Origin of the sequence: Moraxella lacunata, assembly GCF_002027545.1 — a bacterium.
GTDB classification, from domain to species: domain Bacteria; phylum Pseudomonadota; class Gammaproteobacteria; order Pseudomonadales; family Moraxellaceae; genus Moraxella; species Moraxella lacunata.
This window is the reverse complement of sequence record NZ_MXAN01000047.1, coordinates 1-12,359: the sequence shown is the minus strand read 5'-3', so window position 1 is coordinate 12,359 and position 12,359 is coordinate 1. Positions and strand designations below refer to the sequence as shown.

Here is a 12,359-nt window from a genome sequence, read left to right as displayed (position 1 = left end):
AGTTTTTGACGCAGAAAAACAATCCGACCACTTAATTTAAAAAATTAAGTTAAAATCTTAAAGTTTACACGATTTAAGTGGTCGGATAGCCATTTTTCATGCAAAAACATTATTTTATTTTTAAAATATTTGTAAATTTTAAATTGTGTTATAAAGGGTAGGCACGCCCTAATCATTTTAGCTAAATTGAAACTTAAAAGGACATCCCCATGACCCATCCCTACACCGCCACACTCACAGGCAACGACCGACCCACCGAGCTACACGACTACCCCATCGTCCACGTTCAGCCTGTGGCATGGGGCGAGATGGATGCCTTTAACCATGTTAATAATGTCGCCTACTACCGTTATTCCGAGTCCGCTCGTATCAGCTACCTGCACGCCCTTGCCATGTTCAAAGGCGAAACCTTGACCATCTTGGCAGGTTCATCATGCAACTACCTACGCCCCGTGCATTATCCTGACACGCTCCTGATTGGAGTCAAATGCACCAAAATCGGCAACACCAGTCTCAGCATGGCGTACGAATATTACAGCAGCGCCCAACAAGCCATCGTTGCCAATGGCACGGCAACCATCGTCCGCACCGACAAAGACGGCAACAAGCAAGCATGGACGGCAGATGAACGGCAGATTTTAAGTGATTTTGAAGGGCGTCCGCTATGAGTGATACCATTATGCTAGACACCACAGGGCTAATCTGCCCTGAACCTGTCATGCTCCTACATAAGAGCATTCGCACTGCCAAAGGGGGCGATGAGATTCATATTCTAGCGACCGACCCTGCCACGACCCGAGACATTCCCAATTTTTGTCGGCATTTGGGGCATACGCTTGCCAGTCAAGAGACCCTTGATGACGGCAGTTATCGTTATGTGGTTGTTAAAAAGTTAGGCTAGACATGATTGTATTTGGTCTGCCCGACCGTTTGGGTTTGCCATTTATAAAGAGATGTTTTGCTTGCCTGTGATAAGCATTGGGCTTTTGCCGTGCTTGCTGTTTGGTAGTTTGTTTTTTGTGCCGAGCGACTATACAGGCATACTTCCTGTGGCAAAGGGCATGAATGGTAGTGCTGGCAACAAATGGATATATGACACCCTAACATTTTATTATCTGTTTTTGCTCGGGCAAGTCCTGCTAAAACACCATCTCATCGGACTGTCCGCACCGACTTTATTTGCCCTAAAAAAGCATTACCGCCACACCTTGCAAACCCAAGCAGTAGAAAATCCCAATCAGGCGTCTTATTTTTGGCTGTTTATGGTTGTGGCGTTGATTTATTTTTTGGGATTTTGGGAGTTTTCCGAGATTGCCAACCACAACAGCCGTACTTATTTGACACGATTTGGTAATGAATTTGGTAATTTTATCTTTAAAATCATGACGTTATTGTTTGTGATAGAAGGCTTGGCATTATTTATCGTCAATCGGCATTTTGCCAAATTCTTTGATGACATCACGCTCTAATGACACCACTCATACACTCTGCCTAACCGCTCAATCGTCTGACCGACCCACTCTGCAAGCTCATCATCGCTAAAATCATCCAGCTTATCTTTATCTATAAATTTGCCCAAGCGGTAAAATTCGCCTGCATTTAACGCTACTTTTTCATAGTCAAATTCATGAGCTTGTTGAAAGTCGCCATATTCATTAACACGGCTATGCCAAAAATAAAAGTCGGCAAACTCCGCCCAATCAATCTCATTTATCCAGTTATTAAATTGCCCCAATGTGCTATTTGAGCTGTTTGCCTTATAAGAATGCCACGTCAAAGCAACAATCAGCCTTTGCCTATTTAAAATCACGACAATAATCGGAGCATTGCCAAGATAATTTTCATATTTATAATAAGCAAAAAAGTGCCGTCTGATTTCCCAACCGTTGCACCAATTTTGGATATGGGGTTTGGCAAAATGATTGGGTAAGTTTTGATAAATCTGCAAATTAAAGGCTTTAAAAATTTGCCAAGCGGATTTGTGACCACTCTTAATGGTGTCTAATTTATCAGGACAATGGAGCTTTAAGTCCTTAATTTGGGAATAAGGTTTATTTAGAATTTGGACGTGGGTGGATTTTAGCATAATAAATAATTAAGGTTGTTTTTCAAGTTTAAACACATAAGCATAGCCATACCATTTTTCATTGGGATTATAAGTAATGCACACTTTATCGTCAATGGATAAATTATCATAAATATTTAATTTAAAATTACTTGCATTATTTTCTAAATTAAAAGTATTATGACCCCAAGATGGTTTGTTAATTTGACTGACAATCCCACAAATTTTACTTTGGTTTTTGGCAACAAAATATTGAGCTAAATAATAGGATAATCTTGGTGTTAAAAGTATTGTTACGACGATAATAATGGCAAATAAAATATTAAATTGCTCGTCTTGTAATTTTTTATTTTTTTGACATACTTTTCCAAAATATTCATAAAAAGCAAACAAATCCCAAGCACCAAAAGAGTAATCCAACCCTTATAGGTATCATAATGCAACAACAATGATAGTGGCAATAAAATCGCCCAAATGACGTAAGTGCTTTTATCTATTTTCATTCACACTTCCCTTTAACCAATTTAAAAAATTAAAACTACTTTTCTATTTTTTATTATTATCAAAATAATAAAAATAATTTTACACCCCCCAAACCCCAAATATGCCACAATACCCTAACATTCATTAAATAAAGACTCTAATACCATGACCTAATCCCTAGACTTTCGCAAAAAAGCCTTGGCACTCATCAATGACAAAGGCATGTCTTATCGCAAGGTAGCATCTTTACTTAATGTCTCTACTCGTACCTTACAAAACTGGCAACAAAACATAGAGATTAAACCAACAAAAGACGTAAAGCCTAAAAAGATAGATGATGAAGCATTACTCAAAGATGTAGAAGACTACCCTTATGATTACCTGTATGAGCGAGCAAGACGTTTTGGTTGTACTGACATGGGCATTTACAAAGCTTTAAAAAGATTGGGCATTACTCGTAAAAAAACAAAAGAGTACACCCTAAGTCAGACATCAACAAGCAGTTAGAGTATTTAGATAAACTTACTGTCTATCAAGAGCAAGGTCATCCTATCATCTACATGGATGAGTCAGGGTTTCAAATACACACTTATCGTCCTTATGGATATGCTCCTATGGGTCAGCCCAGTATTTTGTATCATAACTACCAAAACAGCAGGTTAAGGGTTAATGTCATCGGTGCTTTGTATCACAATCAGTTGTTTGCTTTGTCTTATCACAAACACCACACCAACACCCAAACCGTTTATGATTGGTTAAAACACACCTTAATTCCAAAATTAAAGCAAAAATGCGTGATTGTCATGGATAATGCTCCTTTTCATAAAAACAAAAGAATCCAAAAGCTATTAAACAGACATGGACATCGTTTATTGTTCTTACCCCCTTACTCTCCTGATTTAAACCCCATTGAGTATAAATGGAGTCAAGCTAACTCTTTAAGACAAGGTTGGATGACTGATGATTTAGATGAGTTGTTTTGGAACATGGGGGTGTGTGGTGATTTTGTGGTTTGTTGAGTGTATATTGCAGAAAAGCCTGATGTGGCAAAAGCCATTTGTACCGCTCTCGGTGGTGGTTTTGTGAATAAGGACGGCTATTTTCAGCACCCTGTTAAGGGCGATACGGTTACTTGGTGCTTTGGACATATGTTAGTCCTAAAAGACCCTGATGAGCTTGATGAAAAGTACAAGCATTGGGATATGGACACCCTGCCGATTGAGCCAGTATTACCAGCTCCAAGAAAAATCCCTGCCGACAAGAAAAAGCAAGTGGCGGTTATCCGTGATTTGGTAAAGCAAGCAAAGACCATTGTTCATGCTGGCGACCCTGACGATGAAGGTCAGTTGCTGGTTGATGAGTTGTTAAGATATTTTAAAAACACCAAGCCTGTAATGCGTGTTTTGATTAACGACAACACCCCTGCCGTTGTGCAAAAATCCCTTGCCAATTTACGCCCAAATAGTGAATTTGAGCATTTGGGCTGGAAAGCTGAAAGTAGAGCCATTGGCGACCAATCATTTGGATACAACCTTACAAGGGCTTATAGCCTGTCAGAACAAGCCAAAACAGGAAGTAGGGACACTTGGCACATTGGGCGAGTGCAAACGCCAATCTTGGGGCTTGTGGTGCGTAGAGACCGTGAGAATGCCAGCCATAAGAAAAGCTATTACTACACCATTACAGGCGATTGTGCGTTCAATGGCGTAGTTTTTACTGCCAAATATCAACCCAAAGACACAGACCCCACAGATGATAATGGGCGATTAACCGATAAGAATTTTGCTCAAAATCTTGCTAATTTATTGACTGGCAAGATTGCAAAAATCCTTGTGGCACAGACTGAGCATAAAAAAGAGCCAGCTCCCCTGCCCTATAATCTGCTCAAATTGCAACAGGAAGCCAGCCGTAAGTTTGGCTACAAACCTGATGATGTTATGGCAATCACACAATCATTGCGTGAGAAGCACCACCTGATAACCTACAACCGCTCCGATTGTCAGTATTTGAGTGATGAGCAATTTGATGATGTTGGCGGTGTTTTGTCTGCCATTGCTGGCACTTTTGACCTTATGAGCGGTGCTTGCTCCAACGCCAACCCAAACCAAAAAGGGCGAGTATTTAACTCCGCCAAAGTAACGGCTCACCACGCCATTATCCCAACGCAGACGGTGGGGAATTGGTCTAGTTTGAGTGAAAAAGAGCAAAACCTGTACAAAGTCATTGCACGAAATTATATCGCTCAATTCTACCCACTCTATGAGTACGATGAGACCAAAATCATGCTTGATGTGATTGTGGACGGTGTGGCGTACCAGTTCCAAGCCACCGCACGAGTGGATACGGCTATGGGCTGGAAAAAGCTCTACACGCACGATACAGGCAATGAAGAAGTCGCCTTGCCTGATGATGTCGCCAGCGTGGATTTACGCAGTCTAAAAACAAGTGATATGGGGCAATGCGTTACCGCCCACGCCAACGAACACGAGACCAAACCACCAGCATTATACACGATGACAAGCCTACTTGGGGATTTAACCAAAGTTGCTAAATATGTCAAAGACCCACGCCTTGCTAAGATTTTAAAAGACAAGGACAAAGAAAAACAGGGTGAACACGGTGGTATTGGCACACCTGCCACACGCTCCGCCATTATCAAAAATTTATTTGAGCGTGGTTATTTGGCTGAAAAGGGTAAATCCATTGTCAGCACAGACAGGGGTAAAGCCTTGTATGATTTGCTTGATGACAAAATCCGCTATCCTGATATGACTGCCGTTTGGGAAGAACAACAGCAAAATATCAAGGGTGAGCAAGATGTTTATGCTTTTATCGAGCAAATGCAAAACACCACGATTGCACCAACGGTAAACGCCCTAAAAGCCAATTACACCAAACCAACGCCCAAAGAAAAGCCAAGTAGTCCCTGCCCTGAATGTGGAAGAGCTATGTACCAAAAATCAGGTAAATTTGGGTTATTTTGGGGTTGTAGTGGCTGGAATGACAAAGAAAATCCCTGCAATCACATGATGAATGATAAAAACGGTAAGCCAGTCCCCAAAGAGCCTAAACCAGCTCAAAATCTATCAGAATTTGATTGTAAAAAGTGTGGTAAAAAACTGATATTACGACAAGGCACAAGTAAAGCTGGTAAGTCGTATAGCTTTTTTGGCTGTTCAGGCTTTCCAAAATGTAAACAAAATTATGATGAAGTGAATGGAGTACCAAAGTATGACTAAATCAGGTCTATATATCAATGGCAATAAAGTTTGTGATATTCATCAATATTCAATTATCAAAATTATCCCAAACTCATTTAATGTTAATCAAGGTAATACTATGTTTCAAAATAATATTCACGGTAATGTTGGCTATATCAATAATGGCGTACATAATGGCGATATTAGCTTTCAAGGCTCAAAAATCGTTGTTGATGACAAAGAATTTGATATTAAAGAATTTTCAAACAATCAAGAGACTATTCAAATTGAAATATTTGGTAATTTGCAATCACTCAATTCTGTAAGTGGTAATTTAACCATTAAGGCTGAAAATATTGGTAAAGTTAAGAATGTGAATGGCGATATTGGTATTCAAGCAAATTCTGTTGGTTCTGCCAGCACCGTAAACGGCAATGTTTGTGCCAATAAGAAATGAAATCTGCTATGATATTCACGCCCTTTAACTTTTTCTTTTGTCTTTTGAAATTTTGACTAAGTCTAACGACTTTAATTAATTTCTACTATCGTAGATACATAATCCATAAGGTAGAGATATGAGTAATTACACAGAACAGACCTATCAAAAATATATAGAAGCTCGTCAGCGTGCGGATATGACTTACATAGAAAGCTATGATGAATGGCTTACAAAAAATGCTGAATTGGCAGAATTACACGCTGAAAACGAAGCAGATACTTGGGAGAGTAGCGAACACAACCCAGTCAATTATCCTGATTTTGACAACTTGGACGATGATACCAAACAACAGCGTATCACGCAAGGCAACGCAGAATACTGGCGAAATAGCGAAGCCTTAGAAAAGCAAATCAGCGATTTAGAACACCTACTTTTAAACCCTGATGAGCTTGAAAAAGCCGATTTGGACAATGATAGTGAGCCAGTAGAATACTGGACAACAGACGACTAAACGTATTAAGTTAAGGGGTATACCATGAGCAATGAACAAAGATTAGAAGACTTTGGCGAACACATCGCAGGGGCGAAAAAAGAGACTTATTTTAGAGCCATAGACCCAACCAGCGAAGAAGCCAAATCATTACCGCTATCTAAATTATGGGCTGACAAGGACATTAAGGCAATTAAAGACATTGAAATTGTGTCAATCGCCCATACGCTTAGGGACACTTTACCAACTCGCCCAAGAAGTCCATATAAGCTAAACCGTTGGCTTGATGAAGTCAGCAAGAGCCAAAAAGTTGTTGTTGATTTAATGGAAAAAAATGACCCAGTTTTTACTGAAATTGTCATGAAAGAGTTGGAAAAAACTCATAGCGGTAGCAAGGCTTATTTACTTACCAAGCTAGACCGTGAAGACTGGAAAAAAGTTGGTGATGTTAGTTTTCGGCAAAATACCAATGAAAATAATACTGTTTATTTGAGCGTACAATTAAAAGGCGAACGCCATTCATTTTATCCAAAAGAGCCTGTAACCATTAAAAATTACGATACTAGGGCAATCATTGATGAATTTGCAGGGGAAATACAAACCATTTTAAAAGACAAAGAAAAACACATGGCTACAAGAGAAATGACTGCCAGTAGTTTTGATATCTACACACGCAGAAGAGATGATACCGCTTTCATTTGTGCGAAGACTGACCGCCAAAAAACGCCACTTATTGAGTTTGAAACGCTGGCGGAAGCTCGTGAATACAAAAAAGACCCTGAAAATATTGCAGAATTAAGCAGACGCTGGACAGCTCATAGAGAGCATAACTCTATTACAAAAACTGATATGCGAAACGCAATCAATGAAGAGCGGACAGGGCAATCTTACCGAGACCACGACATAACACCTGATGAGTTTATGGCAACTTTTGGGGTGCGTGGTGGACAGTTTGGCAACTGGGTAACTGGCGATGAACGCCAGCAAATGCTCAATAATGCCTATGACGGTTTTATGGACTTGTCCAAAGCCTTAAAAATTGACCCAAAAGCCATAGGGCTAAACGGTAGGCTTGGCATTGCTTTTGGTGCTAGGGGGAGTGGCTCAGCGTCCGCCCACTATGAGACAGACGAAAAAGTCATCAACTTAACCAAAACAAGGGGGGCTGGAAGTCTAGCTCATGAATGGTGGCACGCCCTAGACCATTCTATGAGTTCAACTGTTGAGCTTACCACAAAAAACTTTAAGACTTGGGCAAGTCCGCAAGGGAATAAATTGCGTGAAGATATTCGCACAGAACCTATGAATGACAGCCTAAAATTGTTGATGAATACCATTAAAAATTATGATTTGCAAAAGCGTTCACAGACGGCTGACGCTTATAGAAGCCCTGCTTATTTCTCAACCAATGTGGAAATGACCGCCAGAGCTTTTGAGAGTTATATCCAACATGAGCTTTCAAAAAATGGTATTAAAAATGATTTCTTGGTAAATATCAAGGCTGAAAAAGACTGGCAAAAAAACTTAGACGCTTACCCCTACCCCAAAGCTGATGAATTGGAACAATTTAGCAAAGCTTATAATGCGTTTTTAACACTCTAAGAGAAACAGATAAAGAATTTATACCAGTTCACTATGAGCCTGAGCCGATTATCCACGCTGACACGCTAGCGGTTACTGGTACTGAAAAGATAAAAGAAAAACAAGAACACACCAAACAATCTGTGAATACCGCCAATGAACCACAGGCTCAAACAGTAGGCGAAACCACGCCAATTCAACAACCACAAGAATTGCCGTTTGCCGTAAATAGAATTTTGCTTAACAACTATTTGGAAAACAATGGTTTTGAAAAAGGTATCAATGTTGGCAGTTATCGTAAACAAATGAAAGATAATAATTTGCTGGTTGTTAGCGTTGCCAATGATGTATCTATTCAAAGCGTGGTTAATAACCAAGTCAAAGAACAAGAGATGGTTTTATCAAGTCTTACACAGAATTTAAGCGAAGATGATATAAAACAAGCGTTTAGCCAGTCAAAATTGTGGCAAGCTCATTTGGAGCAATCTGTACAACCTGCAATCCAAGCAGAGCAACCTACACAACCAACGCCAGTAGCCCAACAGCAACAGGCGACAGCTTACACACCCAATATTTCCCAATATGATACCAAGCTAAACACTCCCTATGCCGAGAAAAACCAAGCCAAAGCACTAGGGGCGAAGTGGGATAATGCCAATAAAACGGTACGCCCCAGCAGGTCTTGATTTAAATAGATTTGAGAAATGGCTAGTTCAAGACCGCCAAAACGCACAGGAACGCACCGCCTAAGTAATGACGGCTCAAATGACAAAAATGTCATGTATCAGCTTTACCGCAACGATGGTGAATACCAGCAGGACGCATTACTAATTTTAGTCGTGGCGGTACGCCTGAAAAATGGGTATATCCAGCAGAATATATTGCCGTACTTAAAAATATAGAAGCGGTAAATATCGCCAAAGGTTTAGCTAAGCCAACACCCAGTATAACCCATTCTAATACCGAAAAAACCTACTACACACAAGAGCAAGGTCAAACACCAAAAACCCATAGTATAAGCCCTGAACAGCAAGCTGCTTATGACAAAACAGCCAGTAGGGTTGCTATGGTTATGCAGTTTGCACCACTCGCCCAGCAACATGAATACTTAGACAGAAAACAAGTAACTCACAACAATATCATGCGTATTGTGCCTGATAAGAGCCAACTACCGCCACAATTTGCCAATGATATTGTGATTGCAAATGACTGGAAAGAAGCCCAAGCGTTGAGAAATCAAGGCGATGAAAGAATGATATTGCAAAAGGGCAATCTGATGATACCCCAATTCAACGAACAGGGGGAATTACGGTCTTTTGAGACTATTGGCTATCAGGGTGCTAAATATGCCCTAAAAGGTGGTGAAAAAAATGGCTTATCTGTTGCATTGGGTCAAGTCAAAAATGGTGAACCAGTCATTATTACGGAAGGCTATGCGACAGGGGCAACATTGCATGAGCAAACCAACAGGGCGGTCTTGGTGGCTTTTGGTAAAGGTGGATTGTTGAATGTGGCACAGCAGTTAAGGGAGCATTATCCTGATAGTAAAATTTATATCGGTGCTGACAACGACCACGCCAAAACCCTTGAAATTAACCCAAATACAGGCAAACCGCATGAAAATGTTGGTCTTGTGGACGCTCATAAGGTAGCCGAAACCGTGCCAAACACCCATGTTTTAGCACCACAATTCAATGTTGGCGATAAGGGCAAAGATTGGAACGATGTCTATGTTAATCAAGGCGTTGATGAATTTAAAAGACAGCTTAAAGAACAGCTTAACCGCATTAACCCCCCAAAAGAACAACCAAACCTTACCCAATCTGAGCCTACCGTACAGGAACGCCTAGATATTGATTTCATCAAACAAAGTTATCCGCAGATAAGCGATGAGAACATAAAAGCAATTCAAGTGTGGAAAGAAGTCATCACTCACAGCGAAAAATACGCACCTGAGACCAAAGAAGACCTACTAAAACGCCTTGCCGACCATATCCCCAGTTATGCCAATGGTGAGCAATTACGACTTCCAACAGGATACACGGAGCAACAGCACGATATGGGAAAGCAGACAGCGATTGACAGCCAACACCAAGAACATGAAAAAGATGATGGGGGGCGAAAATGATAAAGCACTTGTTACTATTATTCCTTGTCGTTGTGGCTGGTTGCACCAATGGCAAAGCAACCGCTCAAAATAAAGATTGTCGTGTATATAGCTATCCTTGACGGTGATACTTTGGAATGTGTGAGTGAACGCCTAGCACACCCTAGACGCATTGAAAAAATCACAGTTCGCCTATCCTACATAGACGCACCTGAAAAGGGGCGAGCCTTTGGACAAGTTTCCAAACGGTCATTGTCTGACATGGTCTATCAAAAGCAGGTTACGCTTAAAATATACGGTCAAGACAAGTACAATCGCACCCTTGCCGAAGTATTTTACAATAACGCCAACATCAACCAACAGATGATTAGGCTCGGTATGGCGTGGGCGTACCGTGATTTCAAGCCAAGCAAAGAGTATATTGAGTTTGAAAATCAAGCCAAAAATAGCCGTCTCGGTCTATGGTCTGAACCCAACCCAGTTGAGCCTAGCAAATGGCGAAAGGAACAAAAATCCTAATCTTTTGGCTCTGTCTGCTGTCGTCTGCCTAGGTATCGGTATAAGCTAGATTTACTGATACCTACTTGTTTGGCAATGTCAGTATGGCTTATTTTTTTATACTCATCAACGGACGAATTACGCTGTGCCAATAGGGCTTCTATCTGTGCTATATTCTCATCGGTCAAAACCGACTTACGCCCTTTATATACGCCCTTTTGTTTGGCTTTGGCTATGCCTTCTCGCTGAGCTTCACGGATTAAAGAGCGGTTAAACTGGGCGATTGCCCCAAAAATATGCAAAATCAGCGTATCTATGGGACTGGTATTTGTGCCGTTAATTGTGATGTTTTCCTGCAAGGATTTAAAAGTTACGCCCTTTTTGGCAAGCTGGTTGATAATGGCAAGCAAATCATCAAAATTTCTTGCCAGTCGGTCAAGACTATGCACCATGACTGTATCACCATAGCGTACATAATCCAGCATTGCTTTGAGCTGGGGGCGGTCTTTTGTTGCACCTGTCATCTTGTCGGTAAAAATGCGGTCAAGGGCGACACCGTCAAGCTGGCGGTCGGTTTTTTGGTCTATGGTGGATACTCGGATATAGCCAATCGTTTGCACCTTTTGAATATTTAACTCGTCAATGTCTATGGTTCGGTCTTGGTCTAGGGGGTCTTTCACTTTTCTTTTTGTCTCAATAAAAATAAGCCTATTATGATACTTTTTTCCCAAAAAATCAAATGAAACCCTATTGATACCAATTTTCAAGAGTGTATAATATTCCCATTAGGGTACACCCTATTGAGAATTTTTGTAGTGGTAAAATTGGATATTTCTCATGATAGACGAGTTGATACTTCCTTATGGTTGGTTATGGGTCTGCCTGTTTTTTATTTTTTGTGTTATCATTTTAAATGGTGTACATAAATGGATAACGGCATTTGGTCTGTGTTTAAGTATTGGCTTATCTTTTTGGCTGGGTTATCAACTCAACTATATCCGAAGCAATGATATTGGCATTGTGAGAACACACTCAAACGAGTATATAGGCTATATTACCAAGCACCCATACAAAGACACTTTAACTGTGCTAACCACACCAAAATACCCTATTTTAAACTGCCCTACCCTATCGGATAGTCAGCCGATGTGTGAGCAAGAATTAGTGGAAATCAAAAAGAGCCATGTTATTAGCGTGGAATTTTTAAATTAAATTTGGTAATAATAATGAAATGAAAGATTGTGAATTCAAATCAAAATCTTATTTAGAAAAAAAGAAGCGTGAATACGGAGAGAAGTACAAATGAGTAATTACAATAAACCAACAAGACTAGACAGTTTTTCTATTAAAAGAAAGTTGTTAATAGCATTTTCAATATTCTACATAGTTTTATGTGGAAGTTTAGGAATATATCTATCCCAAGAACAATTAAATATAGATATAATGGCACGCATTGCCGTTCTTATTATCCTTATGTTTAATAGACCTCTTTCCAA

Annotated in this window: 18 protein-coding genes; 15 read left to right on the top strand and 3 right to left on the bottom strand. The window is 40.2% G+C overall.

The window, feature by feature from the left end; all coding sequences use genetic code 11:
* Nucleotides 1–209 precede the first annotated feature (209 nt).
* The 3 genes from B5J94_RS06980 to B5J94_RS06970 are packed head-to-tail and all read left to right on the top strand — an operon-like array spanning nt 210 to nt 1,469.
* Nucleotides 210–668: an acyl-CoA thioesterase gene (locus B5J94_RS06980; protein ID WP_062501543.1), complete on the top strand. Its 459-nt coding sequence runs from the start codon at nt 210–212 to the stop codon at nt 666–668.
* The gene (gene tusA, locus B5J94_RS06975; protein WP_062501545.1) at nt 665–901 is read left to right on the top strand and encodes a sulfurtransferase TusA; all 237 of its coding nucleotides are present in this window, start codon (nt 665–667) and stop codon (nt 899–901) included. Before B5J94_RS06980 ends, tusA begins: the two co-directional genes overlap by 4 nt.
* A 52-nt stretch (nt 902–953) precedes the next feature.
* Complete coding sequence (locus B5J94_RS06970) at nt 954–1,469, top strand: hypothetical protein (protein ID WP_062501547.1); 516 nt, start codon at nt 954–956, stop codon at nt 1,467–1,469.
* Here the strand turns inward: B5J94_RS06970 and B5J94_RS06965 are convergent.
* Both B5J94_RS06965 and B5J94_RS06960 read right to left on the bottom strand, forming a co-directional pair.
* A complete protein-coding gene (locus B5J94_RS06965) occupies nt 1,466–2,086 on the bottom strand; it encodes an HI_0552 family protein (RefSeq protein WP_062501549.1) in 621 nt (206 codons plus the stop codon). The genes B5J94_RS06970 and B5J94_RS06965 overlap by 4 nt on opposite strands.
* Nucleotides 2,087–2,095: 9 nt before the next feature.
* Complete coding sequence (locus tag B5J94_RS06960; protein ID WP_115246767.1) at nt 2,096–2,485, bottom strand: hypothetical protein; 390 nt, start codon at nt 2,483–2,485, stop codon at nt 2,096–2,098.
* Between the two features lie 261 nt (nt 2,486–2,746).
* Here B5J94_RS06960 and B5J94_RS06955 point away from each other — a divergent pair, with 261 nt between their 5' ends.
* From B5J94_RS06955 to B5J94_RS06915, 10 genes are all read left to right on the top strand, one after another.
* Nucleotides 2,747–3,055, top strand: a complete 309-nt coding sequence (locus tag B5J94_RS06955; protein ID WP_228144550.1) for an IS630 transposase-related protein — start codon at nt 2,747–2,749, stop codon at nt 3,053–3,055.
* Nucleotides 3,040–3,567: an IS630 family transposase gene (locus B5J94_RS06950; RefSeq protein WP_143821930.1), complete on the top strand. Its 528-nt coding sequence runs from the start codon at nt 3,040–3,042 to the stop codon at nt 3,565–3,567. Before B5J94_RS06955 ends, B5J94_RS06950 begins: the two co-directional genes overlap by 16 nt.
* Nucleotides 3,568–5,787: a DNA topoisomerase 3 gene (locus B5J94_RS06945; protein ID WP_079364022.1), complete on the top strand. Its 2,220-nt coding sequence runs from the start codon at nt 3,568–3,570 to the stop codon at nt 5,785–5,787.
* A complete protein-coding gene (locus tag B5J94_RS06940; RefSeq protein WP_062499924.1) occupies nt 5,780–6,205 on the top strand; it encodes a hypothetical protein in 426 nt (141 codons plus the stop codon). The genes B5J94_RS06945 and B5J94_RS06940 overlap by 8 nt, the downstream gene beginning before the upstream one ends.
* 118 nt (nt 6,206–6,323) lie before the next feature.
* A complete protein-coding gene (locus B5J94_RS06935; RefSeq protein ID WP_062499922.1) occupies nt 6,324–6,698 on the top strand; it encodes a hypothetical protein in 375 nt (124 codons plus the stop codon).
* Nucleotides 6,699–6,722: 24 nt separating this feature from the next.
* A complete protein-coding gene (locus B5J94_RS06930) occupies nt 6,723–8,279 on the top strand; it encodes an LPD5 domain-containing protein (protein ID WP_062499920.1) in 1,557 nt (518 codons plus the stop codon).
* A 122-nt stretch (nt 8,280–8,401) separates the two neighbouring features.
* Complete coding sequence (locus tag B5J94_RS06925; RefSeq protein WP_062499918.1) at nt 8,402–8,944, top strand: DUF5710 domain-containing protein; 543 nt, start codon at nt 8,402–8,404, stop codon at nt 8,942–8,944.
* Nucleotides 8,945–8,962: 18 nt separating this feature from the next.
* On the top strand, nt 8,963–9,160 hold the full coding sequence (locus B5J94_RS13880; protein WP_143821929.1) for a hypothetical protein: 198 nt from the start codon (nt 8,963–8,965) through the stop codon (nt 9,158–9,160).
* Between the two features lie 164 nt (nt 9,161–9,324).
* Nucleotides 9,325–10,386 (top strand): toprim domain-containing protein, encoded by a 1,062-nt coding sequence (locus B5J94_RS06920; protein WP_062499916.1) that lies wholly within the window; start codon nt 9,325–9,327, stop codon nt 10,384–10,386.
* A gap of 81 nt (nt 10,387–10,467) precedes the next feature.
* Nucleotides 10,468–10,884, top strand: coding sequence for a thermonuclease family protein (locus tag B5J94_RS06915; protein WP_158081045.1), 417 nt, complete (start codon nt 10,468–10,470; stop codon nt 10,882–10,884).
* Here the strand turns inward: B5J94_RS06915 and B5J94_RS06910 are convergent.
* Nucleotides 10,881–11,543 carry a recombinase family protein gene (locus B5J94_RS06910; RefSeq protein WP_143821928.1) on the bottom strand — a complete coding sequence of 221 codons (663 nt, stop codon included), beginning with the start codon at nt 11,541–11,543 and terminating at the stop codon, nt 10,881–10,883. The two genes, B5J94_RS06915 and B5J94_RS06910, sit on opposite strands and share 4 nt — an antisense overlap.
* 157 nt (nt 11,544–11,700) lie before the next feature.
* Between B5J94_RS06910 and B5J94_RS06905 the strand changes: the two genes are divergently transcribed.
* Together B5J94_RS06905 and B5J94_RS14490 are read left to right on the top strand one after the other, a co-directional pair.
* Nucleotides 11,701–12,075 carry a hypothetical protein gene (locus B5J94_RS06905; RefSeq protein WP_062499912.1) on the top strand — a complete coding sequence of 125 codons (375 nt, stop codon included), beginning with the start codon at nt 11,701–11,703 and terminating at the stop codon, nt 12,073–12,075.
* A gap of 90 nt (nt 12,076–12,165) precedes the next feature.
* A partial coding sequence (locus B5J94_RS14490) for a hypothetical protein (protein ID WP_211271064.1) occupies nt 12,166–12,359 on the top strand: 194 nt, incomplete at its 3' end.

What these genes read in the sequence shown, in the direction of transcription:
- B5J94_RS06980 (WP_062501543.1), top strand. Translation starts at nt 210, where the DNA reads ATGACCCATCCCTACACCGCCACACTCACAGGCAACGACCGACCCACC.
- tusA (WP_062501545.1), top strand. Translation starts at nt 665, where the DNA reads ATGAGTGATACCATTATGCTAGACACCACAGGGCTAATCTGCCCTGAA.
- B5J94_RS06970 (WP_062501547.1), top strand. Translation starts at nt 954, where the DNA reads ATGTTTTGCTTGCCTGTGATAAGCATTGGGCTTTTGCCGTGCTTGCTG.
- B5J94_RS06965 (WP_062501549.1), bottom strand. Translation starts at nt 2,086, where the DNA reads ATGCTAAAATCCACCCACGTCCAAATTCTAAATAAACCTTATTCCCAA.
- B5J94_RS06940 (WP_062499924.1), top strand. Translation starts at nt 5,780, where the DNA reads ATGACTAAATCAGGTCTATATATCAATGGCAATAAAGTTTGTGATATT.
- B5J94_RS06935 (WP_062499922.1), top strand. Translation starts at nt 6,324, where the DNA reads ATGAGTAATTACACAGAACAGACCTATCAAAAATATATAGAAGCTCGT.
- B5J94_RS06930 (WP_062499920.1), top strand. Translation starts at nt 6,723, where the DNA reads ATGAGCAATGAACAAAGATTAGAAGACTTTGGCGAACACATCGCAGGG.
- B5J94_RS13880 (WP_143821929.1), top strand. Translation starts at nt 8,963, where the DNA reads ATGGCTAGTTCAAGACCGCCAAAACGCACAGGAACGCACCGCCTAAGT.
- B5J94_RS06920 (WP_062499916.1), top strand. Translation starts at nt 9,325, where the DNA reads ATGGTTATGCAGTTTGCACCACTCGCCCAGCAACATGAATACTTAGAC.
- B5J94_RS06905 (WP_062499912.1), top strand. Translation starts at nt 11,701, where the DNA reads ATGATAGACGAGTTGATACTTCCTTATGGTTGGTTATGGGTCTGCCTG.